Here is a 21,888-nt window from a genome sequence, read left to right on the forward strand (position 1 = left end):
CTGGTGGGGGTCAAATAACGGAGCCGATATCGTCGGCAACGATGTTGTCCAACGCACGTTCGGCCAGTGCGGCGATGGTCATGGATGGGTTGCACGCTGCGGTGGTACCGGGCATGAGCGCTCCGTCGAGGACATACAGTCCTCGCTGGCCGTGTACGCGACCGTCGAGATCACATACCGCGCCCATGTTGGCCCCACCCAACGGATGCCAGGTGGACGGGAACAGTGCATTGGTATCGGTGAGAACACTGCCCGATCCGGCGATACGACGCACCGTCGGATCGATCGAACCGTCCTGAATCCGGCTGTCGCCGTTGGCCGGCCAATGTAGTCGAACCTGGTCCATGGAGGAGTCGTAGCCGAAATGGCCGCGGCCGCTACTGACTCCGTATCCGACGAGCATCGTGCTGTGGGCATCGAACGACAAGGGCGGTATCGAGGCCTGGATGACGGTGTGCGCAGTGTTCGGGTCGTCCCAGTTCAGACTGCCGAATACCACCGGACCGCCCTGGGGCGCACCGAAAGTATGCTCGATGCTCGACCACACGTAGATGCGATCGGCATTGGTGCCCCAACCCTGTCCGAGCTGGTCCGGCAAGTCCGAGATCGCTCCGGTGGCACCGGCACGCACGAGCAGCTTCGTGGTGTTCAGGCTGCCCGCCGCCATGATCAATGCGCCGGCGGTGAGTACCTTGTTTTCCAATACCGTTCCGTCGGAGTCGATTCGATCGACATACACCGTCCAACGGCCGTCGTCACGCCGCTCGACACTCGTCACGTGGTGATGTGTCGCAACAGTGGCCAGCCCCGTCGCCTCGGCGGCCGCGATGTAGGTGACGTCCACGGAGTGCTTACCGCCGTTGTTGACTCCGAATGCGCCGGACCCATCGGTGTACGACGGTGCCATCACCCCGCGCGTCTCGTCGAGGGCGAAGTTCCAGTCGATCGGCATCGGGATCTTGGACACCGGCAGCCCCGCTCGACGAGCATTGGCCGCAAACACCCGCGCTGCTTGATAATTGGGCGTACCGATCAACTCGTCGGGAGCCTGCTGGAGCTGCAACATCCGCGCCACGCGTGGGTAGTGCACCCGATTCAGAGTCGGCCAATCCAGTCCGGTCGGAAAGTGTTCCTCGAACACCGGCTGCGATGGCTGCAGTGTCATTCCCTGGTAGATCAGGGATCCGCCTCCGACACCGGCCGCGCACAGCGCAGTCATGTTGTCCCCGGGGACCGCCTCGAGGAGGCCGACGTACGGATCGAACGGAACTGGCCTGCCGAACAGGTTGGGACTCGAACCGTGCCACAGCATCCGCTTGTCCGGTGACGTGGCATCGGGAAATGTGTCCGCATTCGGGCCTGTGTTCCAACGCCTTCCGCGCTCGAGCACCAGAACCGGCACCCCGGCTTCGGCCAGGCGCAATGCGGCGACGCCACCGCCGAAGCCCGATCCGATGGTCACCACACGATGATCCTCGCGGGTCAGCGGGATCTGGACGCGTCGCCCGCCCGCTGCTCGCGCCACCCCCGCGCCCGACAGTGCGGCCAATCCCGCAACCGCAGTCGCGCCGAGGAACGACCGGCGATTCAAATTCGACACGTACCCCCCCAATGGTGTGCAGCAGCGCGCATCGAGACCTGTGTCACGTGCACGTGCGAAGCAAAACTAGACAGATGCGGCTTATGGTGTCAAGTTTTGGGGGTCCGTCAGAACAGGAGCGGAATCAGCCAGCGCCGCAGGTATGACCGCAAACCGTCGTCGTCGTGGATCTGCGCGTCGTCGAACAGGATGACGGACAGCGCCACTCGAACCAGCACTCGCTCGATACCTTCGAACCGAGTCGAATCGAATTGTGGGTTCCGTTCGATGTAGCCATCGAGGAATTGACGCGCCACCGGCTCGGCCCGATCCACGACGTCCGGATCGAACAACGGATTTGCGTTGCCAGAACGTAGCAGCGAGTTGAGCACAGGCTCGCTGCGAACGAGGTTGCGTGCGGACACGATCATCTCGACGATGAACTCCGATGGCGTTTCGGCTCGATCGGCCTCCTCTCGGATGCCACCGATGATGCCGACGACAAGGCCGACCATCGCCTCGGAGATCATGTCCTCACGGGTGGTGAAAATCGAATACACCGTCTGACGCGTCACGCCCGCAGCCCGCGCGGCCGCGGCAATGGTGACATCCTCGAACCCACCCTGGACGATGAGCCCGAGGGTGGCGTCGAGAATCTTCTGCTTCGAACGCATGGTCCGAGTATGACTGCATCGCCGGCTCGGCGAGTCATCCGATGAGAGGCCGCCGATTCTTCGTCAATTTTTCGAGCTCGGCCTGCATCGCCCCGTGCACCCGCCCCGCGAACTCCTCCGCCGATTCGTCGGCCTCGGGGTGCATGGGCGCGAGCACCGAGGTCTCGAGTTTGGTGGGAAGCGGCAGGTACGGAAGAAGCCCAACCAGACCGAGATTGACGCCCCACGGTATGGACACCGACAGCGGAAGCGTTTTGAGCCGCAGTACCTTGTCCAACCTCAGCGCCTTCGCCAACCGCTTACCACTGCTGAGTACCAGCAGGGACTCCCCCGCTCCTGCTGTGACGACGGGGACGACCGGCACCCCCGCCTCGATTGCCAAACGGGCGAACCCCGTCCGACCCGAGAACACTATGTCGTTGCGGTGCCGCCACGAGTTCAAAGCATCGACGTCACCGCCCGGGAAGACCAGGACATTGCTGCCCTCCGCAAAAGCGTCCAGGGCCGTTTGTCGCCCGGCGGGCCTGGCACCGAAGGGTTCGATCAGCTTCTCTGCATGCAGCGTCCACGCGATCTGGTGCGTCAGCGTGATCAGCTCGCGGTCGATCCCGAGCTCGTCGTATGCGGCCGCGAATGCGAACACATTGAGATCGATGACTCCGCCGAACCCGTGGTTGGCGACGAACAGCACCGGGGTATCCGGAACCGGTTGCGCTACGGTCACTTCCAATCGGTTGTAGAGGCGAACAGCACTGATGCTCGCCGCGCGAACGACTCGAGCGATGTTGTCCACCGCCGACTACCGGTCCAGTTGCAGGTCTGCCAGCGCGCCGGCGATCATGAAGCCTCCGGCAATTGCACAGCCGGCTGTTCTCGTTCGTTGCGGCAGGTGAGCGGTGAGCGCGAACGCCGCGGTGTCCCAGACGTCGACGGCCACACCTGCTCGCAGCAGAGTGCGCACGGCCTTCGGCGCGAGCCGAGTTGCCGCATACAGGCCGCCGCCGATGTAGATTTCCCGAATTCCGAAGGTGCGAGCCGCAGCTCGCGTCGTCGCCACCGCCGCGTCGGGCCCGGCGAGGAGTTCGTTGGCGCGAGTGGGCGCAACCATGTGGGCGATGCCGATCGCGGCCCGAGCAAGCCCGACCGCCTCGGGAAGACGACGAACCAGACCGGACGCAGAGCCGAAAGCCATGAAATTCCTTACGTAGTGGGAACAGCGGAGTCGCGAGCAAGCCGTCGGAGCAGGCCGACGGCCTTCTTCATGCCGTAGGCAACGATGGTCGTGCGGCCGTTCTCGTGGTTCCACTGCAGCAGCGCCGATCCGTCGTCGACGGAACCCTCGAGCACGGTCGGATTACCCAGTAGCGGAGGAGGACCGACGACCTTGATGGACAGTCCCAGAATCTCGGTCCAGAAGTAGTCGTCGGCGGGCGCACAGGTGGGTTCGAGACCGAGCGCGGAGGCCGCTGCGACCTTGCCCTGCGCGACGGCATTCGACCAGAACGGCGCTCGACCGGAACCGGCACGGGAATACGCGACGTCGCCTGCAGCGAACACGTCGGGAACTGCTGTGGCGCAGCGCTCGTCGATGGCAACACCTCGATCGTCGGCGATTCCGGTGCCGTTCAACCACTCCGTCTCGGGCACATCACCGGCGCAGGTGACCACCACATCGGCGTCGAGGGTGCGGCCCGCGAACTCGATCCCGGTAACGGGTTTGCCCGTCAACGTAACCGGGCTGTCCGCGCGGAGAAACTCGACCGACGCGGCCTCGGCACGCGCGGTAATCGCGTCGGACAGGTAGGTACCCAGTAGCCGTGTCAACGGAGGGTCGACGTCCACGACGGTGACTGCGATTCCGCGAGAGACGCACGCACTGGCTAACTCCATGCCGAGAAATCCGGCCCCGACGACGATCGCCGTCTGCGCCGCATCGAGTTTCGGGCGTAGTGCCCGAACATCGTCGAAGGTCCGCAGCACCGTCTCGCCCCTTTGCCCGGGAGCCGCAATGCGACGTGCAGCCGCTCCGGTGGCGACGATCAAGCGATCGTACGCAACATCGGTGCCGGCCGCGGTCGTGACTGTGTGGGCCTCGGCATTCACCGATACGGCCCGATTACCGATCGCCTCGATCCCGAGGTCCGACAGATCCCACGTTTCCGCCTCGGCTGCTTCGCCTTTGAGCACGTGCTTGGACAACGGCGGCCGCGCGTAGCAACCGTCGGCATCGGCCCCGATCATCGTCAGTGGACCTTCGTGTCCGCGGGCACGCAGTTCGCGGACAGCGGTGCACGCGGCTATGGAGTCTCCGACGACGACGATCCTGCTCTCGAGAGAGCTCACGCCTGTTCTCGCAGTGCCGCCACCGGACACACGCCGACCGCAGACCGGGCCGAGGCCGCGAGGTCGTCGGGAATGTCGTTGCCATCGAAGGCGTAGTGCAGTTCGCCCTCGTCATCGAGGCTGAACACCTTGGGTGCCTGTTCGGCACAGATGCCGTGGCCCTCGCAGCGATCCCAATCGACGTCGATCCTCATGGCCGTGTCCCTTCTGCTGCCACCAATTTGAGCGGCAACCGTTCGTATCGATGAATGACGTTGTTGACAGCTCGTATGGGTGTTCCTGCGGGAACGAACTTCTCGACCCGCTGCGCCAGCACCCGGAGCATGGTCTGGGCTTCGAGACGAGCAAGCCCCTGACCGGCGCACCCGTGCACGCCGGAACCGAAGCCGAGTTGCCGCGCGGCGTCACGGGTGATGTCGAAGGCGTCGGCGTTGTCCCATTCACGCTCGTCGCGGTTCGCCGACGCGTAGACCACCAGTACGCGAGCACCTTTCGGGATTCGTGATCCGTCGATCTCGACGTCACGGACCGCTCGACGCGAGAATGCTCTGATCGGCGACTCGTATCGAACGACCTCGTTGATCGCATTCGGTATCAGGTCCGAGTCCTGCCTGATCGCCTGCCACTGCTCGGGGTGCCGCGCGAACAGGTCGAGGGCACCGGAAATCGCTCCGATGGTGGTATCGAGCGAGGGACCGAGGTAGTCGATCATCAACGCGGGACATGCCGACTTCTGAATCTTGTTGTCGTCGGCGGCCTTCAGAACGTCGTCGCCCATGCTTCCCGGAATCACCGATCGATCTCGCACCACGCGCCGCGAAAAGGCAAGCATCTCTGCGGCACCCTTGACGGCGGTGATCGAGTGTCGATTCACGGGGCCGAGGGAGTCGAATGTCGCACCAGCCCATCGGAGTAGATCCTCGCGGCCGTCCTCTGGCCACCCGACGAGATCGGGCACGATCGACATCGGCAGCGCTGTCGCGAGATCGTCGACGCCGTCGACGAACTGTTTTTCCAGTGCCGCGTCGACGATGCTCTCGGCCTTCTCCTGCACCGCCGCCTTCATCTTGCGCACGGCCTTCGGAGTGAGCCGAGGCGCGAGCACCGATCGCTTGATCGCATGCTCGTCGCCGTCACTGTTCAGCGTCGTTCCGCGGCCGAGCCGATTGGCGACGGGATTGAGCGCCACCCCGTCCCCCGAGATGAAGGTCTCGTCGTCGAGCAGCACCGCCTTGCAATCCGCGTAACGCGAGACGGCGAACACCTGCTGGCGCGGCAGCCACACCACCGGGCCGAGGGCGCGTAGCCGGGCATAGTGGGGGTACGGATCGAGAATCGCATCGGTGGAGTACAGATCGGTGCGGTACTGCGGGATCGTCGCGTTCGTCGTCATGAGGTCCTTCGGTGCCGCCGGAAGTCGATTCCCCTGCCGTCGCAAGGTGTTGACGATATCGTCACTCATGGCACGGCTGTACGTCAAGGGGTTTTGACGAATTCGTCATCATTGATTCGCGATAGGCTGCGCTCACTGACCCACAGAGCAGGAGCAGATCGTGACCGAAGGCAACCGCGTCGAGCGCCGCAAGGCACGCACCAGAGCCGCGCTGATCCAGGCCGCCCAAGGGTTACTCGCCAACGGGAACACCAACGCACCCGTGCTCGAAATAACGCAGGCCGCCGACGTCAGCAACGGCTCGTTCTACAACTACTTCGAGAGCAAAGAAGAACTGTGGCAGGCCGCCATCGACGCCGCTCTCGAGTCCGTCGGCGACTACCTCGATTCGCTCACCGTCGGTTTCGAGGACCCGGTCGAGAAATTCACCCAATCGTTCAGACTGTCCGGGCGCCTGTTCCGCCTCGAACCGCAACTGAGCCGCGTCCTGCTCAACTCCGAGGCCGCCGCATTCGCCGCGGCCGGTGGCCTGGCACCACGGTCGCGTCGCGATATCGAATCGGCCGCAGCGCAAGGGAGATTCGACGTCGACGACCCGGATCTCGCCCTCGCGATCGTCGCCGGTTCGCTGCTCTCCATGGGCCGCCTGCTCCTCGCACAGCCCGACCGCGACGAAGCGGCGACGGTCGACGGCACCACCGAGCGAGTGCTCCGCGCACTCGGAATTTCGACCGACGAGGCACGCACACTGTGCAGCAGTCCACTACCGGCGTCCTACAGCGGCGACGTCCACGCGGCCGTCGCACCCACTGCGCCGCACTGAGGGACTCCCCCTGGGTTTGCCGTCAGGCTCTCTGGTGCCGGGGTGGGCCGTGCACGGCCGCCGGGTCCGGTGCCGGCCGAGCAATGGGCTCGTTCTTCCGACTCCCCCCGCCGGTATCCATGTCGAGAAAATGCTGAAGTTCGTCGTGAATCGGTGTGTCCGTCATAGGCCTTGACCTTCTCGACCTTCGGAGATGCAGATCGTTCGGCTTCGCTGAACCATTGATGGTGCTCGGTGGACCGTGTGACCCCGACACTACGGCCCTTCGGCATCCTGCCATCGGTCGACGGAATCGACCATCCGAGCCGCCAACACGGCAACTCGCGTGTTCTCTCGCTGCGATTGCTGCACCAACGCGGCGAACGCGGCTTCGGGAGTGATCGACTGCGTTGCCATCAGGATGCCCTTGGCCTGCTCGATGGTCGCCCTGGTCGCCATCGCCGCACGAAGACCGACGACTTCCTGCTTCGCCTCCACCGTGTGCCGGGAATTCCATACTGCCGCTTCGACCGACGTGACGAACATCTTCACCACCACTTCGTCGATATCGTTGAAGCCACCGGCATCGAAGCCGTAGATGTTGAGCGAGCCTGCATGCTCGGAGTCGACTGCCAGCGGTGCCGACAGGTAACTCTGCACTCCGATGTCTGCTGCTGCGGCTGCGAATGCGGGCCAGCGAGTGGTGATCTCGTCGACTCGGACGCACACCAACCGATCGTGGCGCGCCGCTTCGAGGCACGGACCCTCGTCCGCGCGGTACTGATCGGCATCGATATCGACCACGCGCGCGTCCGAGAATGCAGCGGTGGCGGGATTCTCCGAATCATGATGCAGCAGGGTCACTCCCGCCATATCCGCCCCGGGAATTGCCACGACGGCCTGCTCGCACAGGCCCTGCAGCACAGTCTCGAATCGGCTGTGCTCGAGCAATATTCCGCGGAACACGTCGAGCGCCTCGAAGGTGTCTTCCGCGAAATACGTCGTCGCACCCGGCATGTGTGATTGCCTCGGGAGTGCCGCCGCGATCTGCTCGTCGAACGCGGCTGCGGCCGCTCTCTCGGCAGCCGAATCGTCCGGCGTTTCCTCGGATGTCCGATCGGTCACGTGGTCCCGCCCCCATACGATGCGGCCATCACACCCTTCGCCGTGAACGAGCAACCTACCGCGTTGGCCCTCGCCGAATGTTACAACCGTACGCCCGCTGTCAATCGGAACTGGATGATCCGGACACCGTATTGATCTATTGACTTTCGATAGATTACTGTCGATACTCGCTCCATGCTGAGTGGATATCGAGCGGTAGTCCTGTTGCGTCTGTTTCTCGCGGCCCTGTTCGCGGTTCTGGTGCTCATGCAGGTCATGTCGCTGCCCGGGCAGTTCGCCCACATGGCTCAGGAGTCTCCCGAGTCCGCATACCTGCGATGGCCGCTGACCATCGTGTCCATTTTCTGGGTGCTGTGCATTCAGGTGGTCGTGGTCGCGACGTGGAAGTTGCTGACGATGGTCAATCGCAATGCCATCTTCACCCGCTCCTCCTTGGTGTGGGTCGACACGATCACGTGGTCGATCCTCGCCGCATGGGTGGTGCTGGTCGGGGTATTCCTCTACGTCGGATTCGGTGCCGACGACCCAGGCCTGCCGCTGCTGCTGTTTCTACTCGTCGTGATCGTCGCGGTAGCAGCGCTGTTGATGGTCGTCATGCGCACTCTGCTCCGGCAGGCCACCGACCTGCGGACAGACATGGACGCAGTCATCTGATGGCCATCGTGGTACGCATCGATGTTCAGTTGGCCAAGCAAAAGATGAGCGTCGGCGAGTTTGCCGAACGCGTGGGGCTGACGCCCGCCAACATCGCAGTCCTCAAGAACGGACGGGCCAAAGCCGTGCGCCTGAGCACCCTCGACGCCATGTGCCGGGTGCTGCACTGCCAACCCGGAGACCTCTTGGAATGGGTGGACGAATGAGCACCCGCGGCACTACTGACCGGTGACATCCAGAGCGGCACCGACTATCGAATCGGTGTCGATGTGATGATGCTTGTACACCTCGTCCAGAGAGCCCACCTGACCGAAGTTGCTGACGCCCAACGACGTCGACGCCACGCGGTTCACCGTGGCCAGGAACGCCAGCGTGTGCGGATGGCCGTCGAGGACGGTCACCATCGGTGTCGCCCGATCGGCCGGCAACAGCTGATCGAGAATCCACGACTCCGCGTCGCCGTGTCCCTGTCGAGCCTGGACGGCTCGATAGAGCTGGCCCGGACTTGTGATGCACAGGACGTCCGCGACAATGCCGATGCGCTCCAAACGTGCTGCGGCGTCGAGAGCTTCGGGCATGAGCGCACCCATCGCCGCGATCGTGACGGTGGCACCGTCTCGTCGGACGAGCGGGTAGCCGCCGGCCACCACCTGCTTGCGCCTGCGTTCGCGGGCCGCCGGATCGCTGGGCACGTCGGCCAACGTCTGATCGACCGGCCGGGTCGACAGGCGCAGGTACGCCGAGGTGCCGTCGGGACGACCCAACTTGGCGATACTGGCGAGCAACGTCCACTCCACGTCGATGGCGAACGCCGGCTCGTACGAGATGCACCCGGGCTGCTCCAGACCGATCGACGGAGTCTTGATCGACTGGTGCGCACCACCTTCCGCGGCCAACGTGACACCCGACGGCGTACCGACCAGAATCGACTGACCGCCCGCGTAGATGCCGTACGACCACGGTTCAAGGGCGCGTTCGACGAACGGGTCGTACATCACCCCGATGGGGAACAGCGGCTCTCCCCACCGACTCCACGTTGCGCCCAGCTCGCCCATCAATCCGACCAGATTGGTCTCTGCGATACCGAGTTCCATGTGTTGACCGGTAGGACCCTCACGCCAGTGCATGATGGTTTCGGCATCGTCACCGAACCAGTCGTGCCGCTCCGACGACGACCAGACACCGACCTTGTTGACCCAACCGCCGAGATTGGTGGTGGAGCTGACGTCGGGACTGACCGTGACCACGCGCCGCGCCGCATCCGGGGCCTCACGCGTCAGGTCGATCAGGGTGCGGCCGAGCGCGGCCTGCGTCGTGGCCGTGCCCTTGGGAGTACGTCCGATGTCGGTGGGAACTGCAGGCGGTGCCGAGACGGGCACCGGCTCGCGGCGCAACCGTTCGGCGACATCGGCGCACAACTGCCCTGCGGCTGTAGCGTCCTCGAAGCGGCCCCAGGGAGAACCGACGTCGGTGCCGAGAGTGTCTGCCAAAGCTGCATATTCGTCGACAGTCAGCAGAGACGAATGGTTCTGCGGATGCCCCTGAGTAGGGAGGCCGAATCCTTTGACCGTGTAGGCGATGATGACTGTGGGCCGGGTGTCGTCGATCTGCGCGTAGGCCTCGCGCAGCGCGTCGAGATCATGGCCGCCGAGATTGCGAATCGACTCGGTGAGAATCAGATCGTCGAGGTCACCGATGAGCGCGGTGATCGCCGCGGCATCGGAACCGTTGCCGGGCAGCCGATCTCGCAATTCGGACGCCGAGCACCGCAACAGCCGCTGATACTCGGGATTGGGCATGTCGAGGATGCGACGCCGCAGGGCGTCACCACCGGTACGCGCGAACAGGTTCTCGAGCAGCCGACCGAAACGCACGGTGATGACTTGCCAGCCTGCCGCGTCGAACATCTTCTCGAGGCGACGCGCGGCGATGTTCGGCACCACTCGGTCCAGGGACTGACGGTTGAGGTCGACGATCCAGACGATCTCGCCCAACTCCCCAATACCCGGATCGATGACGGCTTCCCACACGGCACCCTCGTCGAGCTCGGCGTCTCCGACGAGCGAGTACTGCCGGCCGCGAAACCCAGTCGGGGTGTCTTCGGAAAATGCGGAGTCGACGAAGCGGCGCGACATTGCGCCCCAAATAGGTGCCGTCGCACCGATACCCACCGATCCCGTCGAGTAGTCGACGGTATCGGGATCCTTGGCGCGCGACGGGTAGGACTGCAGACCACCGTACGAGCGCAGCGTCGTCAAATACTTCTCGTCCAGCTCACCGAGAAGGTAGTTGATGGCGTGTAGCACCGGCGACGCGTGAGGCTTGACCGACACTCTGTCGCCCGCTTCGAGCTGCTCGAACCACAGCGAAGTCATGATGGTGACCATCGACGCGCACGACGCCTGATGACCGCCCACCTTGAGGCCCGTCGAATTGGGCCGGACTCGGTTGGCGTGGTGGATCATCGACGTCGACAGCCACAGCACCCGCTCGGAAATGTCGTGCAGGGTTTCGCGCCCCCCGGTGACCGAATCACCGTCGGTCGAATTGCCGGTGGTCGAGCTGAGGCTGGTCATGGCGAGCACTCCTGAAATAGGCGACGAAAGATTGCATCGAGTGGACGTGGCGGGACCGGATGGGTCCCGTCACTCCATGAGGCAAGCGTTCGGATTGCGAAGCGCCGAGTCAGTCGCGTCTGTGATGCAACCGGCGTCAGTCGACCAGAACCCGGCGGGCTGCGCAATAGAAGTCTTCGATATTGAGCAATCTGCGCAATTTTCGGAATCAGCCTTTTCGGTTTCTGGTCGACCTGATCACCGCGACCCGGCACCTCGACGAGTCGCGGAATCGACGACAGCTTCGAATGCGTCGACGATCAGCGCGACCGACTCGTCCAGATCGAGATCCGCCGTCTCGAAGAAGGCATCGGCGGTTCGATCGAGAAAGCCTGTCCACCCCGAAATCGCGACAGCAACCAGTGGTGGCAACGGATCCGGGAGTTCGGCCAGGGCTGCGACCTGACGCTCGCCCTCGGCCCGAGCCTGCCGGAGGGCGCTCTCGACGCCTGCCTCGCCGAATTCCTCCTCGCGCACCACCCGCAGGTACAGCGCGCGGTGATCTCGCAGGAACTCGATGTGCCGTCGGACGAATCCTTCCAGCCGAGCTCGGACGGTCCGCTCCTCGGACTGCGGCCCCTGCGCGTCGGACAACTTGCCCAGAACGTCGGCCAGTGCGGCCTGCACCAGGCCCTGCTTGTCGGTGAAGTAGTAGAAGAGCAACCCGTGCGCCACACCCGCTCGGCGCGAAATCGCCGCTGCACTGATGTCTGCGCTGGCACCTTCGGAAATCATCTCGATCGCGGCGTCGATCAACGCCTGACGGCGATCGCGACGTGGGCGGGCGCGCCGCCGCGACGGCTCTGCATCGTCGACGTCGTTCGAAGGCACCGTCCGAGACTAATGCAGATCGAATCGGCTGTTGCGTCGACCTCTTGCGTTATGTGCGGCTCATCTGCAATATATGCAACCGAGCCGGAGTTGCCGCGCTCACCATCGAGGAGGTCCGATGATCACAGTGACCAGTGCCGCAGGCGGGATCGGACGGTTGCTCGTCCGGCAGCTGACCGCGCAGAAGATGCCCGTCCGCGCTGTCGTGAAGAACGACAGTCAGGCTGCGACCACCCGTCGAGACGGGGCAGCCGAGGTCGTCGTGGGCGATCTGCGGTCGCCCGACACGCTCGACAGAGCTCTGGCCGGAGCCGACGTGCTCTATCACGCGGCACCGACCCAGGTCATCGACGAAAGACCGATCATCGAGCACCTGATCGCGTCAGCACCTGCAAGTAGGTTGCAGCACATCGTCTTTCACTCCGTTATTCACCCGAACCTGCACGAGCTGACGCACCATCATCAGAAGGACATCGCCGAAGGCCTGCTCCGGGAGAGCGGGATTCCCACCACGATTCTCAGGCCCTCGCACTACATGCAGAACTACTTGGAAGTGTGGGAGTTCCTGCAGGCGGGCGTCATGCCGTACCCGGTGTCGCCGGACAGCATCATGGGTGTCGTCGATCTCGCCGACGTCGCCGAGGCCGCGGCGAACGTACTGATCGACCCGTCGCCGCACACCGGCCGCACCTACGACCTGTCCACGGTCGACCTCACCCGACACCAGATGGCCGAGATCTGGTCACGCGTGCTGGGGCATGCGGTGACCGCCATCCGAATCCCGCCCTCGTCGTTGACCAACTCGCTCGACGTGCTGCCTGCACTCCCCACCGTCATCGGTCACGCCGTGCGATCGACGAAACTCAATTCGCTCGGGCACCTCGTTCGCGGCGCGCAGGCCGCCTCGAACCCCCGCGACATGAAGAATTGGCCGGAAGACGCACGTCAGGCGTATGGCACGATGATGACCCATTACGACGGCCACGGTCTGCCCGCGGGAGACCTGACGGTTCTTCCGACCCTGCTCGGACGAGCACCCACCTCGTACGAGGAGTTCGCCCGGCGCTCGGCCGCTGAACTCGGACGCACGGAACGATGAGCCGCAGGGCTTTTCGCTACAGTCCGGGCCGCTCGCTGGTCACCGGCGCGAGTTCCGGAATAGGCGCCGAGTTCGCGCGAGTGCTGGCCGCCCGCGGCTCCGATCTCGTGCTCGTCGCCCGACGGGAAGATCGTCTGACAGCGCTGGCGGACGAGCTCGAATCGACCTACGGTGCGCGCTGCCGAACAGTGCCCTGGGACTTGTCGGAGGAGGCCAGTGGTCGGCGGCTCCGCGCCATCGTTCCCGAGCGCATCGACCTCATCGTCAACAACGCAGGATTTGCGGTCCAGGGACCGTTCGTCGACGGCGACGCCGACGATTTCGAGCGGCTCGTCGCCGTCGACATCCGCGCGGTCGTGGACATCTGCTCGGCGTTCCTGCCGGACATGATCGCCCGCTCGGCGGGCACCATCGTCAATGTGGCCAGCACGACGGCATTCCAACCTGTCCCGACTCTTGCCGTGTATGCGGCCGCCAAAGCCTTCGTGCTGAGCTTCAGCCAGTCGCTGTGGTACGAATCAGCGCAACACGGAGTCAGAGTGTTCGCTCTCAACCCCGGCCCCACCCACACCGAATTCTTCGACGTCATAGGCGATTCGGCCACAGCCACCGGTACCTACCAGACACCGGCCGACGTCGTCGCCACCGCCATGAAGGAACTCGACGCCAAACGGTCACGGCCACATGTTGTTTCGGGTCGCCGCAATGCTCTGCAGGCGGCGACGGCGGGTATCGTCCCCGCACGAGTTCTACTCCCGGCCCTCGCACGAATGCTGCACTAGACTGTCACGATCATGGCCAGGGTCTCGAGATTCACACTCGCCGATCGCCGAGAGGCGGTGGCACGGGCATTCGGGGGTTCCGAAAGCCCGGCAGCCGTGGCCACGGACTTGGGCATCCACACCACCACGCTGTACCGCTGGGCCGGGTCGTCGGCCACGGACGAACCCGGGCCCGCACCTACACGCCTCATCGAGGCCACCCAGGAGCTGCTTCGGCACGCCGACTACGCAGACATCACGATCGAAAGTGTCGCTGCCCGATGCGGTCTGGCACCCCGAACGGCCTTCCACCACTTCCCCAACAAACGCCAACTCTTTCAAGCCGCCGTCGACGACGCCGCCACCGTTCTGGTCGAACGCATCCGTGAACGGTCCGCGGACGCCGGCTGGCCGAGCACCCCACTCGAGCAGCTGCAGACATTTCTGCGAATAGCCGCCGAGAGCATCTACGAGACACCGCGCACGCACGTGCTGTTCCGCAATCTCGGAGTCCCGAAATCCGAAGGCACAGCGGAGCGTTGGCACGACAGCTTCGTCGATGCCATCACCGAACTACTCCGCGCCGCTGCCGAAGCAGGTCAGATCGACAACGCCACGGACCTCCCTGCCTCAGCCCGACTGCTCACCGGTGCCATGCGCGGCATCCACACAGCGGTGTTCGACGGTGCCGACGCCGACACGGCATTGGCCCTCGTCGGCCGCGTTCACCTTCTGATCCCGCCCGCCTGATTCCAGGACGTCTTCTCACCTACGGCATCGGTCGACGCTCGCAATCTACTGACTGCCAGTCAAATTATTGACTGGCAGTCAAACTGCACTTAATCTGGATCACACTCCGATCGCGACGAAAGGTCGATTCATGAGCGCAACGCACGAGGCACCGACGATCGAGACGCAACGGGTCGCGCCCGACTACATCGCGCATTGGGTCGTCAAATCTGCGCGAACCGAGGAGATGGTCCGCTGGTACGGCACGGTATTCGGGGCCGAGATCGCCTACCAGGACGACGAGATCACGTTCTTGACCTGGGACGACGAGTCGCATCGACTCGCGATCATCGCAGTACCCAAGCCGGTGAAGTTCCTGTTTCCCTTCGCCAAGCTGCGGCGCAAGGCCTACGGCATCGACCACATCGCCCTGACCTTCCGATCGCTGGAACGACTGCTGGAGAACTACGTGCGACTCAAGCGCCAGGGCATCCTCCCGGTGTGGTCCATCAACCACGGACCGACGATCTCGCTGTACTACGAGGACCCCGACGGCATTCGGCTGGAGTTCCAAGTGGAGAACTTCGACCCCGACAACACTGCGGCCTTCTTCTTCACCGAGGAATTTGCGCGCAATCCCATCGGCGTCAACATCGACCCCGACTACCTCCTCAGCCGACTCCGCAACGGAGCGACCCACGATGAACTGCGGCAGCGTGAGGCCGGAACCAGGCCCGGCCGGCCGGTGATCGCCAACAAGAAGACCATCACACCGAAAACTTTGTGACAGATTGCTAGGGGGGATCGAAAGCTATGCCCATCAACATCATTCGAACCACGGACGGCTGGTGGCGTCTCGACGGCGACCAGGCCGTCAAGATCGACACCACTGAGCAGACCACCCGTGAGCTACTGGCCGACCGGTCGGCCATCGACGCCGCGTCGGGGGCCGGGACGAATGTCGCCGAACTCGAACTCCTCTCACCCATCACCGCACCGTGCCGAGTGGTGGCGCAGTTGCTTAACTACCGATCCCATGCGATCGACGCCGGCTCGGACCCGAAGACCCTGCAGCCGACGTTCTTTCGTAAGTCGTCCGCGTCGATCAGTGGCCCGAACGATCCCATTCGGCAACCGCCGGAGGTAGCCCTGCTCGACTACGAGATCGAGCTGGGCGTGGTGGTCGGTGCCGATATCCCCATCGGGACAACCGTCACCGACGACAACCTCGCGTCCTACGTGGCCGGCTTCGTCGTGGCCAACGACGTGTCGGCTCGTGAGATCCAGTTGACGAAAGTGCAGGTGTACGAGAGCAAGTCGTATCCCACCTTCACCCCGCTCGGCCCTCGGCTGGTGCTGCTCGACAACGACGAGCTGCGACGACTGCCCGAGCTACGCATGACACTAGCGGTCAACGGGGAGATCCGTCAGGACCAGACCATCGGCGACGACCTCATCACTCCTCCCGCCGAGGCCTTCACCAGACTGGCCCGTTTTCAGAACATGACCGCAGGCGACGTCCTGTTGACCGGAACGCCGATCGGCACGGCAATCTCCGCGCCGCCCAAAGCAATCCAGAAGATCGGCGAACTCATCCCGCCGGCACTGAAGTGGAAGTTCTTCTTCGCACGCCAAGCCAAGAACCCGAAGTACCTTTCGGTCGACGACGTCGTCACTGCCACCATTCGGACTCCGGACGGGTCGATCGACCTGGGAACCCAGGAAACCGTCGTCCGATGAGCACTCCTGTCGTCATCATCGGTGCCGGTCCGGCGGGGACCACTGCAGCGCTTCTGCTGGCGCGCAGGGGTATTCGAACGGTACTGCTCGAGCGTCGAACCAGTCCACTGTTCCATCCGGCGGCTCACGTCATCAATGCTCGGACACTGGAGATCTGGAACGAGTACAGCCCCGAACTGGCCAAGTCGATAGCGGCGATGTCGCCTCCGCACGAACAGGTGAATCTGATCAGCTGGTACGGCGACCTGGCCGGTGACGCCATCGGGTCGATCGATCTGCTGTCCGATCCCGAGCGCAAAGCCATCGTGGAAAGCCAGAGCCCGTACATGGTGTCGCACATCGGCCAGCACATTCTGATGCCCGTGCTGTGGGACGCCGTGGACGCCGAACCGTTGATCGAGTTTCGCCGCGGAGTCTCCGTCGAATCGGTCGAATCGAACTCCGGTGACGCGCGCATCGCCTTCCGCACCCTGACAGGTGACGTCGACGAACTCGGTGCGCCGTACGTCCTTGCCTGCGACGGTGCCAACAGCGCGACCCGCGACGCAGCCGGGATATCGCTGACCGGACCGGTACTCGCCAACATGGGCAGTGCGTTCTTCACGTCGAACACATTGTTTCCCGACGACGCGCGTCCGCTGTTGAGTTGGATCTACACCCCGGACCTGTGCGGAGTGCTCATCTCGCACGCGGATCACCGCTACATCCTGATGACGGCCTATCTGCACCCAGCGCAGGAGATCGCCACGAACGGCCGTCGATTCTGGGAGAAGACGCTACCGAAGGCGTTGGGTACGAACGACTTCACGCTCGAGTCGACGGGCACGTGGGTGATGACGTCACAGACGGCCGACACGTTCCGCCACGAGCGGCTGCTGTTGCTGGGCGATGCCGCTCACCGCTTTCCGCACACCGGCGGCTTCGGGCTCAATTCGGGAGTGCAGGATGCCCACAACCTCGCGTGGAAGCTCGATGCCGTGCTCTCTGGTGGGGCAGGCCCGGAGTTGCTGGACACCTACGACACCGAGCGCCGCCCGGTGGTGGAGAAGTTCGCCGAACAGAGCGTGGCCAACCACTTCCGCATGGACGACATCGGCAAGCGCGTTGGGATCACCAACGCCATGCTGGCCAAGGCAACTCAGGCGGTGGGGCGGGCACCACTGAACAAGATTCCGGGCAGACTGATCGCGCCCATCGCGGCTGCAGCAACCCGCAAGCAGATGAGTCGGTCACGAAGCCTGCGCCCGGACGTCCCCGGGTCGGCGGAACTGCGTGCCGGAATTGCCGCGGCGATTCCACTGCAGTTGGAGCATTTCGTCTCCACCGGCCTGCAATTCGGCTACCTCTACGACAGTCCGCTGATCGCCCAGGACGCGTCGACGAAGCCCGTGGAAGATGTTGTCGATTACGTGCCCACCACGTACCCCGGTGCGCGATTGCCGCATGCGCTCGTCTCGGTCGACGGGCAACTCGTCTCGCCGCACGACGTGTTGGACCCGAACATGTTGACGCTGTTCACGTTCGATGGTTCTGCGTGGGAGCCGGTGGTGGAGAGTATGCATGATGCACGCCCGGGTATGTCGCTCGTCGTGCTGGACGCACCCGTCGGCGTCGATCGCAACGAACTGATATCGCTGTACGAGGTAGGTGAGACCGGAGCGGTCCTCGTCCGACCCGACGGTCACGTCGCCTGGCGTACCAACGATTCGGGGAGTTCGCTGTCCGACTTCCTCGAAACGCAGTGGCGGAGGTACTACGCCGCCTGACGGACCGTCGACCGCCGTGATCGGAGCCTGATTCCCACCGTCACGACGGCGACGATCGCTGCGGCACATACAGCCGTCCATCCGACCGTGGCGTTCGCCAGCTCGCCGCCGAGACGCCCCTGTGCCAGCCATCCCAGTCCCCACACGATGGCGAGCATCGGAGCGATCGCTCCGTTCGAGTAGCGCGCCAGAGTCACCCCGACCAGTGCTGCGACGGCCAGTACGACGACTGCCCAGACCGTCGCGCCACCGGTGACTCCGAGATCGACCAACCACGCCGAGATGTTGGCGATGGTGGCCACGCACACCCACCCGAGGTAGAGACCCATCGTGCCGTCGGTGATCACCGCGTCGGCCACGGATTCCGGGCGTTGCTGTTGCAGGAGTACGAACACGCGCACGAGAGCAACCAACAACGCAACGATGACCACCACGCTGAGCCACACCTGCCCGAACTGAATCGCGAGAATCCACGCCGGATTGAGCAACATCGACGCGATAGCCGGTGCCCGCAAGGCGTCGTGACGTGCAGTTCGACCGGGTAAGAACTGCCAGACGGCATAGACGATGAGACCGGTGTAGATCACCGACCAGATCGAGAACGCGGGACCTGCCGGAGCCACCAGCGTCGACGTCGCACTGAGCGCACCGCCGGCCGCCTCGGCAATGGGCGTCCCTATCCACGCGCCCGACCCGAGAAACGACACCACAACCGCTACGACCGCACTGACAACGACGCCAATCCTCATGGCTGCGATAGTCCCCGAAAACCTGAAGCGACAAACCCTGAACTGCGATGCCGCTACGTTGTGCTGATGACATGGCGATGGACGGTGGGACTGATGCTCGTCGCCATCACCGCGGTCACCTGTGCGTCGCCGGCGTCGCTGAGTCCCCACCGGGTCGTCTCCGAAATCGGATCTGCAGAGGCATTTCGGTGCGACCCAGGGCCCCAGATAGACGAGCCGCGACCGAGATTCCCTCGGCCCACACCTGGGACAGTGCCTGACGATTTCGTTCCAGTAGCCGCGATCGTCTGCGACCAAATCGACGAGGGGGTCGCCCCCGACACCGTGCCGTACCGCGAGCACAGATACGAAGGCGACCTCACGGAGGTGATCCGCCTACTCAACGCGCCGTCCGAAAGCATGCTGATCCGCGGCTATTGCCCGACATACAGCGTCGTCGAGCCGCCGCAGATATGGCTAGTCGACAACCGAGGGCGCGCAATGGAACCGACTCTCCCTACTGGGGAATGCGGGCTGCCGAATCACAGCGCCATCGCCGAAATTCGGACACTCGATATGGTTACCGAATTCGAGCACGACGTATCGGTGATCAGCTACGACCGGCAACGAGTCTCGAGCTGCTCCCCCCACTACTCCGAGGTTCTCCTCGGCGATGAGCGCGCACCGGGTCTGACCATCGGCTACACGTACTGCTTGTTCTCCGGCATCGAATTCACCGGAGTCACCGGCGAGATCGGGATATCGATCGAAGACTTGGCACCCGCCGGGCCCTGCTCGATGTCCGCAACGCGGACGGCGGTGACGACTTATGTTGCTGACTGGCCGTCGAACATTCGTAATTTCACCATCGAACTCGACGGATGCCGTCGCGTCATTCCCGACGGGTATGCGCCGCTGCAGGCGACCGACGAGTTGTTGGCTGCGTTCTGGTAGACACGCGACATGCCCGCATCCATTGCCCTGTCGTCTCGTCGAGTCTTCGCAGCTGCGTGCGGGCTCACGCTGTTGACGGCCGTCGGATGCAGTTCGTCGCCCGCTGCGCCCGACTCACCCGCGCCCGCAACGACGTCTGCAGCACAGTCGCCGTACGAGCTGACGGGCACTCCGGGGACGGTGCTCGAATCGGAGGATTTCGGGTCCCGGTCAGCCACACTCACTGCGACGGGCGCGACCGTCTATCGCTTCGTGTACGAGTCGACATCCGGTGTCGATGATTCTGCGACTGCGGTCTCCGGCGTCGCCGCTGTCCCGCCCGGCACACCTCCCGCAGGTGGATGGCCGATCGTCGTCTACGGCCACGGCACCACCGGCGTACAAGCCGACTGCGGGCCCTCCCTGTACCCCGACCTACTCGGATTGGACTCCACGGTCGAGGCTTTCACCGAACTCGGCTACGTCACGGTGCTACCCGACTATCAAGGACTCGGCAGCGGCGACGGCACCCACCCGTACCTGGAGCCCCGCACTGCGGGCCACAACATGATCGACGCGGCTCGCGCCGTCCACAACGCCCTGCCCGAGACCTCTGCTCGGTGGGCCGCCGTCGGACTGTCACAGGGCGGGCAAGCCGCATGGGCTGCAAACGAATTGAACTCCAGCTATGGGCAAGGGCTGGAACTGATCGCCTCGGTCTCACTGTCCCCGCCCACGGATCTGGCACCGCTGGCGCGCGCCGCCAGCGACGGCACCCTGACCACACCGCAGAAAGGGCTGCTGCCGTACCTGCTCTACGGGGCGCAACAGGTCGATCCCACCCTCGACCCTCGCGACTACAGCGGCACGGTGGCCCAGACCAACGCAGAACTGCTACTCGCGTGCCAGGGCACGAACACCGCAACCAAGGAGCGCGCGGTCAGCGAGATGGCACCGACGGAGTTCGCACCGAGATCCCCCGAGGCAGAACAGAAGCTGTTCGATCTGATCGGCCGCTACACCCTCCCTCAGGTACGAACCACCGTGCCGATGTTCGTCGCCTACGGTGCGCGCGACGACATCGTGCTACCGCAGTGGACGGCCGACGCCGTCCGCGCAGCGTGTGCGCTCGGCGATCGGGTTGTCGCTCAGGAACAACCAGAGCAGGGACACAACGTGAGCGACGACTCGGCCATGCAATTCCTCGCCGCCGAATTCGCCGGTGCATCGGTTCCCAGCACGTGCTGACCAACGAAAGGATCCTTCGGTGAGCGAGAGGATCGCACGCTACACCCATGACGGACTCGAGTTCGACGTCCTCGACCAGGGACCTCTGGACGGACCGATTGTATTGCTGCTGCACGGCTTTCCCGAACGTGCCGCGTCGTGGTCCGCAGTGATGGACCAGCTGAACGACGCGGGCTTTCGAACAATCGCGCCCGATCAGCGCGGGTACTCGCCGGGTGCCCGACCCAAACGCCGACGCGACTATCGCGTCGGTGCGCTCGTCGACGACATCGTGGCCCTCATCGACGAAATCGGTGCCCCGGTGCATGTGGTCGGCCACGACTGGGGAGCGATGATCGCGTGGGTCACCGCAGGCCGACGCCCGGATCTGGTGTCGTCGCTGACGGCATTCTCCGTCCCGCATCCGGGGTCGTTCATGACGGCTCTGCTCACCTCGCGACAGATACTCCACTCCTGGTATTTCGCGTTCTTCCAACTGCCGGTGCTCCCCGAGAAATGGATGACGCGGCCCGGCCAGAGGGCCGAAAATTGGTACGAGAGAAGCGGTATGAACGCGGACGACCTGGAGCGCACGCGCACGGACATCGTCGACTACGGCGCACTTCCCTACGCTGTCACTTGGTATCGCGGACTGCCGTTCTTCAACCCTGGTATCGGCCGTCTGCGCATCACAGTGCCGACATCGATGGTGTGGAGTGACGGCGACACTTTCATCGGCCGATCGGCCATCGAACGCGCACAACAGTACGTCGATGCCCGCTACACCCTGACTGTGCTTGCCGGAGTGACGCATTGGATCCCGACTCAGGCACCGACCGAGGCCGCGCAGGCAATCATCGCCAACGCCTCATAGATGCCTGCGGCATAC

Annotated in this window: 23 protein-coding genes; 12 read left to right on the forward strand and 11 right to left on the reverse strand. The window is 64.1% G+C overall.

Going from position 1 to position 21,888, the window contains the following annotated elements; genetic code table 11:
- Positions 1-10 precede the first annotated feature (10 nt).
- The 7 genes from J1M81_RS06360 to J1M81_RS06390 all read right to left on the reverse strand — a co-directional run bounded on the left by J1M81_RS06360 (position 11) and on the right by J1M81_RS06390 (position 5,989).
- Positions 11-1,600 (reverse strand): GMC oxidoreductase, encoded by a 1,590-nt coding sequence (locus J1M81_RS06360; protein ID WP_206497762.1) that lies wholly within the window; start codon positions 1,598-1,600, stop codon positions 11-13.
- Between the two features lie 107 nt (positions 1,601-1,707).
- Positions 1,708-2,253: a TetR/AcrR family transcriptional regulator gene (locus tag J1M81_RS06365; protein WP_032400433.1), complete on the reverse strand. Its 546-nt coding sequence runs from the start codon at positions 2,251-2,253 to the stop codon at positions 1,708-1,710.
- Between the two features lie 34 nt (positions 2,254-2,287).
- Complete coding sequence (locus J1M81_RS06370) at positions 2,288-3,046, reverse strand: 1-acyl-sn-glycerol-3-phosphate acyltransferase (RefSeq protein ID WP_206497763.1); 759 nt, start codon at positions 3,044-3,046, stop codon at positions 2,288-2,290.
- Positions 3,047-3,052: 6 nt separating this feature from the next.
- A complete protein-coding gene (locus J1M81_RS06375) occupies positions 3,053-3,445 on the reverse strand; it encodes a hypothetical protein (protein WP_032400435.1) in 393 nt (130 codons plus the stop codon).
- 8 nt (positions 3,446-3,453) lie between these two features.
- Positions 3,454-4,596, reverse strand: a complete 1,143-nt coding sequence (locus tag J1M81_RS06380; RefSeq protein WP_206497764.1) for an FAD-dependent oxidoreductase — start codon at positions 4,594-4,596, stop codon at positions 3,454-3,456.
- Positions 4,593-4,790, reverse strand: coding sequence for a ferredoxin (locus tag J1M81_RS06385; protein ID WP_027495453.1), 198 nt, complete (start codon positions 4,788-4,790; stop codon positions 4,593-4,595). Before J1M81_RS06385 ends, J1M81_RS06380 begins: the two co-directional genes overlap by 4 nt.
- Complete coding sequence (locus J1M81_RS06390; protein WP_206497895.1) at positions 4,787-5,989, reverse strand: cytochrome P450; 1,203 nt, start codon at positions 5,987-5,989, stop codon at positions 4,787-4,789. The genes J1M81_RS06385 and J1M81_RS06390 overlap by 4 nt, the downstream gene beginning before the upstream one ends.
- 160 nt (positions 5,990-6,149) lie before the next feature.
- On the opposite strand from J1M81_RS06390, the gene J1M81_RS06395 reads away from it, so the two are divergent.
- Entirely contained in the window at positions 6,150-6,812 is a 663-nt protein-coding gene (locus J1M81_RS06395; RefSeq protein ID WP_206497765.1) for a TetR/AcrR family transcriptional regulator, read from the forward strand.
- A gap of 255 nt (positions 6,813-7,067) precedes the next feature.
- On the opposite strand, the gene J1M81_RS06400 is transcribed toward J1M81_RS06395, so the two are convergent.
- Entirely contained in the window at positions 7,068-7,916 is an 849-nt protein-coding gene (locus J1M81_RS06400; RefSeq protein WP_206497766.1) for a GAF and ANTAR domain-containing protein, read from the reverse strand.
- Positions 7,917-8,090: 174 nt separating this feature from the next.
- Between J1M81_RS06400 and J1M81_RS06405 the strand changes: the two genes are divergently transcribed.
- Together J1M81_RS06405 and J1M81_RS06410 are read left to right on the forward strand one after the other, a co-directional pair.
- Positions 8,091-8,570: a DUF2975 domain-containing protein gene (locus J1M81_RS06405; protein ID WP_206497767.1), complete on the forward strand. Its 480-nt coding sequence runs from the start codon at positions 8,091-8,093 to the stop codon at positions 8,568-8,570.
- The gene (locus tag J1M81_RS06410; protein ID WP_027495448.1) at positions 8,570-8,776 is read left to right on the forward strand and encodes a helix-turn-helix transcriptional regulator; all 207 of its coding nucleotides are present in this window, start codon (positions 8,570-8,572) and stop codon (positions 8,774-8,776) included. The genes J1M81_RS06405 and J1M81_RS06410 overlap by 1 nt, the downstream gene beginning before the upstream one ends.
- A 12-nt stretch (positions 8,777-8,788) precedes the next feature.
- Here J1M81_RS06410 and J1M81_RS06415 read toward each other — a convergent pair whose 3' ends face one another.
- Positions 8,789-11,146, reverse strand: coding sequence for a pyruvate dehydrogenase (locus J1M81_RS06415; protein WP_206497768.1), 2,358 nt, complete (start codon positions 11,144-11,146; stop codon positions 8,789-8,791).
- A gap of 237 nt (positions 11,147-11,383) precedes the next feature.
- Positions 11,384-12,016: a TetR/AcrR family transcriptional regulator gene (locus J1M81_RS06420; protein WP_206497769.1), complete on the reverse strand. Its 633-nt coding sequence runs from the start codon at positions 12,014-12,016 to the stop codon at positions 11,384-11,386.
- 118 nt (positions 12,017-12,134) lie between these two features.
- On the opposite strand from J1M81_RS06420, the gene J1M81_RS06425 reads away from it, so the two are divergent.
- The 6 genes from J1M81_RS06425 (at position 12,135) to J1M81_RS06450 (ending at position 18,111) form a co-directional block, all read left to right on the forward strand.
- Entirely contained in the window at positions 12,135-13,115 is a 981-nt protein-coding gene (locus tag J1M81_RS06425; RefSeq protein WP_206497770.1) for an SDR family oxidoreductase, read from the forward strand.
- Positions 13,112-13,897: an SDR family oxidoreductase gene (locus J1M81_RS06430; RefSeq protein WP_206497771.1), complete on the forward strand. Its 786-nt coding sequence runs from the start codon at positions 13,112-13,114 to the stop codon at positions 13,895-13,897. Before J1M81_RS06425 ends, J1M81_RS06430 begins: the two co-directional genes overlap by 4 nt.
- Before the next feature lie 12 nt (positions 13,898-13,909).
- Positions 13,910-14,626 (forward strand): TetR family transcriptional regulator, encoded by a 717-nt coding sequence (locus tag J1M81_RS06435; RefSeq protein ID WP_206497772.1) that lies wholly within the window; start codon positions 13,910-13,912, stop codon positions 14,624-14,626.
- Between the two features lie 130 nt (positions 14,627-14,756).
- Positions 14,757-15,392 (forward strand): VOC family protein, encoded by a 636-nt coding sequence (locus J1M81_RS06440; RefSeq protein ID WP_206497773.1) that lies wholly within the window; start codon positions 14,757-14,759, stop codon positions 15,390-15,392.
- Positions 15,393-15,418: 26 nt separating this feature from the next.
- Positions 15,419-16,345: a fumarylacetoacetate hydrolase family protein gene (locus J1M81_RS06445; protein WP_206497774.1), complete on the forward strand. Its 927-nt coding sequence runs from the start codon at positions 15,419-15,421 to the stop codon at positions 16,343-16,345.
- Entirely contained in the window at positions 16,342-18,111 is a 1,770-nt protein-coding gene (locus tag J1M81_RS06450; protein WP_206497775.1) for an FAD-dependent monooxygenase, read from the forward strand. The genes J1M81_RS06445 and J1M81_RS06450 overlap by 4 nt, the downstream gene beginning before the upstream one ends.
- On the opposite strand, the gene J1M81_RS06455 is transcribed toward J1M81_RS06450, so the two are convergent.
- Positions 18,099-18,860, reverse strand: a complete 762-nt coding sequence (locus J1M81_RS06455) for a tryptophan-rich sensory protein (protein ID WP_206497776.1) — start codon at positions 18,858-18,860, stop codon at positions 18,099-18,101. The genes J1M81_RS06450 and J1M81_RS06455 overlap by 13 nt on opposite strands.
- A gap of 252 nt (positions 18,861-19,112) precedes the next feature.
- On the opposite strand from J1M81_RS06455, the gene J1M81_RS06460 reads away from it, so the two are divergent.
- From J1M81_RS06460 to J1M81_RS06470, 3 genes are read left to right on the forward strand one after another with little or no spacing between them, the layout of a single operon-like run.
- Positions 19,113-19,793, forward strand: coding sequence for a hypothetical protein (locus J1M81_RS06460; RefSeq protein ID WP_206497777.1), 681 nt, complete (start codon positions 19,113-19,115; stop codon positions 19,791-19,793).
- Between the two features lie 9 nt (positions 19,794-19,802).
- The gene (locus J1M81_RS06465) at positions 19,803-21,020 is read left to right on the forward strand and encodes a lipase family protein (RefSeq protein ID WP_206497778.1); all 1,218 of its coding nucleotides are present in this window, start codon (positions 19,803-19,805) and stop codon (positions 21,018-21,020) included.
- Positions 21,021-21,039: 19 nt separating this feature from the next.
- Positions 21,040-21,873 (forward strand): alpha/beta fold hydrolase, encoded by an 834-nt coding sequence (locus J1M81_RS06470; protein WP_032400446.1) that lies wholly within the window; start codon positions 21,040-21,042, stop codon positions 21,871-21,873.
- Positions 21,874-21,888 lie beyond the last annotated feature (15 nt).

The organism is Rhodococcus sp. KRD175 (genome assembly GCF_017168275.1).
GTDB classification, from domain to species: Bacteria; Actinomycetota; Actinomycetes; order Mycobacteriales; family Mycobacteriaceae; genus Rhodococcoides; species Rhodococcoides fascians.

Coding starts and splice junctions, on each gene's coding strand:
- J1M81_RS06365 (WP_032400433.1), bottom strand. CDS start 2,253: ATGCGTTCGAAGCAGAAGATTCTCGACGCCACCCTCGGGCTCATCGTC.
- J1M81_RS06375 (WP_032400435.1), bottom strand. CDS start 3,445: ATGGCTTTCGGCTCTGCGTCCGGTCTGGTTCGTCGTCTTCCCGAGGCG.
- J1M81_RS06385 (WP_027495453.1), bottom strand. CDS start 4,790: ATGAGGATCGACGTCGATTGGGATCGCTGCGAGGGCCACGGCATCTGT.
- J1M81_RS06390 (WP_206497895.1), bottom strand. CDS start 5,989: ATGACGACGAACGCGACGATCCCGCAGTACCGCACCGATCTGTACTCC.
- J1M81_RS06405 (WP_206497767.1), top strand. CDS start 8,091: ATGCTGAGTGGATATCGAGCGGTAGTCCTGTTGCGTCTGTTTCTCGCG.
- J1M81_RS06410 (WP_027495448.1), top strand. CDS start 8,570: ATGGCCATCGTGGTACGCATCGATGTTCAGTTGGCCAAGCAAAAGATG.
- J1M81_RS06415 (WP_206497768.1), bottom strand. CDS start 11,146: ATGACCAGCCTCAGCTCGACCACCGGCAATTCGACCGACGGTGATTCG.
- J1M81_RS06425 (WP_206497770.1), top strand. CDS start 12,135: ATGATCACAGTGACCAGTGCCGCAGGCGGGATCGGACGGTTGCTCGTC.
- J1M81_RS06430 (WP_206497771.1), top strand. CDS start 13,112: ATGAGCCGCAGGGCTTTTCGCTACAGTCCGGGCCGCTCGCTGGTCACC.
- J1M81_RS06435 (WP_206497772.1), top strand. CDS start 13,910: ATGGCCAGGGTCTCGAGATTCACACTCGCCGATCGCCGAGAGGCGGTG.
- J1M81_RS06440 (WP_206497773.1), top strand. CDS start 14,757: ATGAGCGCAACGCACGAGGCACCGACGATCGAGACGCAACGGGTCGCG.
- J1M81_RS06445 (WP_206497774.1), top strand. CDS start 15,419: ATGCCCATCAACATCATTCGAACCACGGACGGCTGGTGGCGTCTCGAC.
- J1M81_RS06450 (WP_206497775.1), top strand. CDS start 16,342: ATGAGCACTCCTGTCGTCATCATCGGTGCCGGTCCGGCGGGGACCACT.
- J1M81_RS06455 (WP_206497776.1), bottom strand. CDS start 18,860: ATGAGGATTGGCGTCGTTGTCAGTGCGGTCGTAGCGGTTGTGGTGTCG.
- J1M81_RS06465 (WP_206497778.1), top strand. CDS start 19,803: ATGCCCGCATCCATTGCCCTGTCGTCTCGTCGAGTCTTCGCAGCTGCG.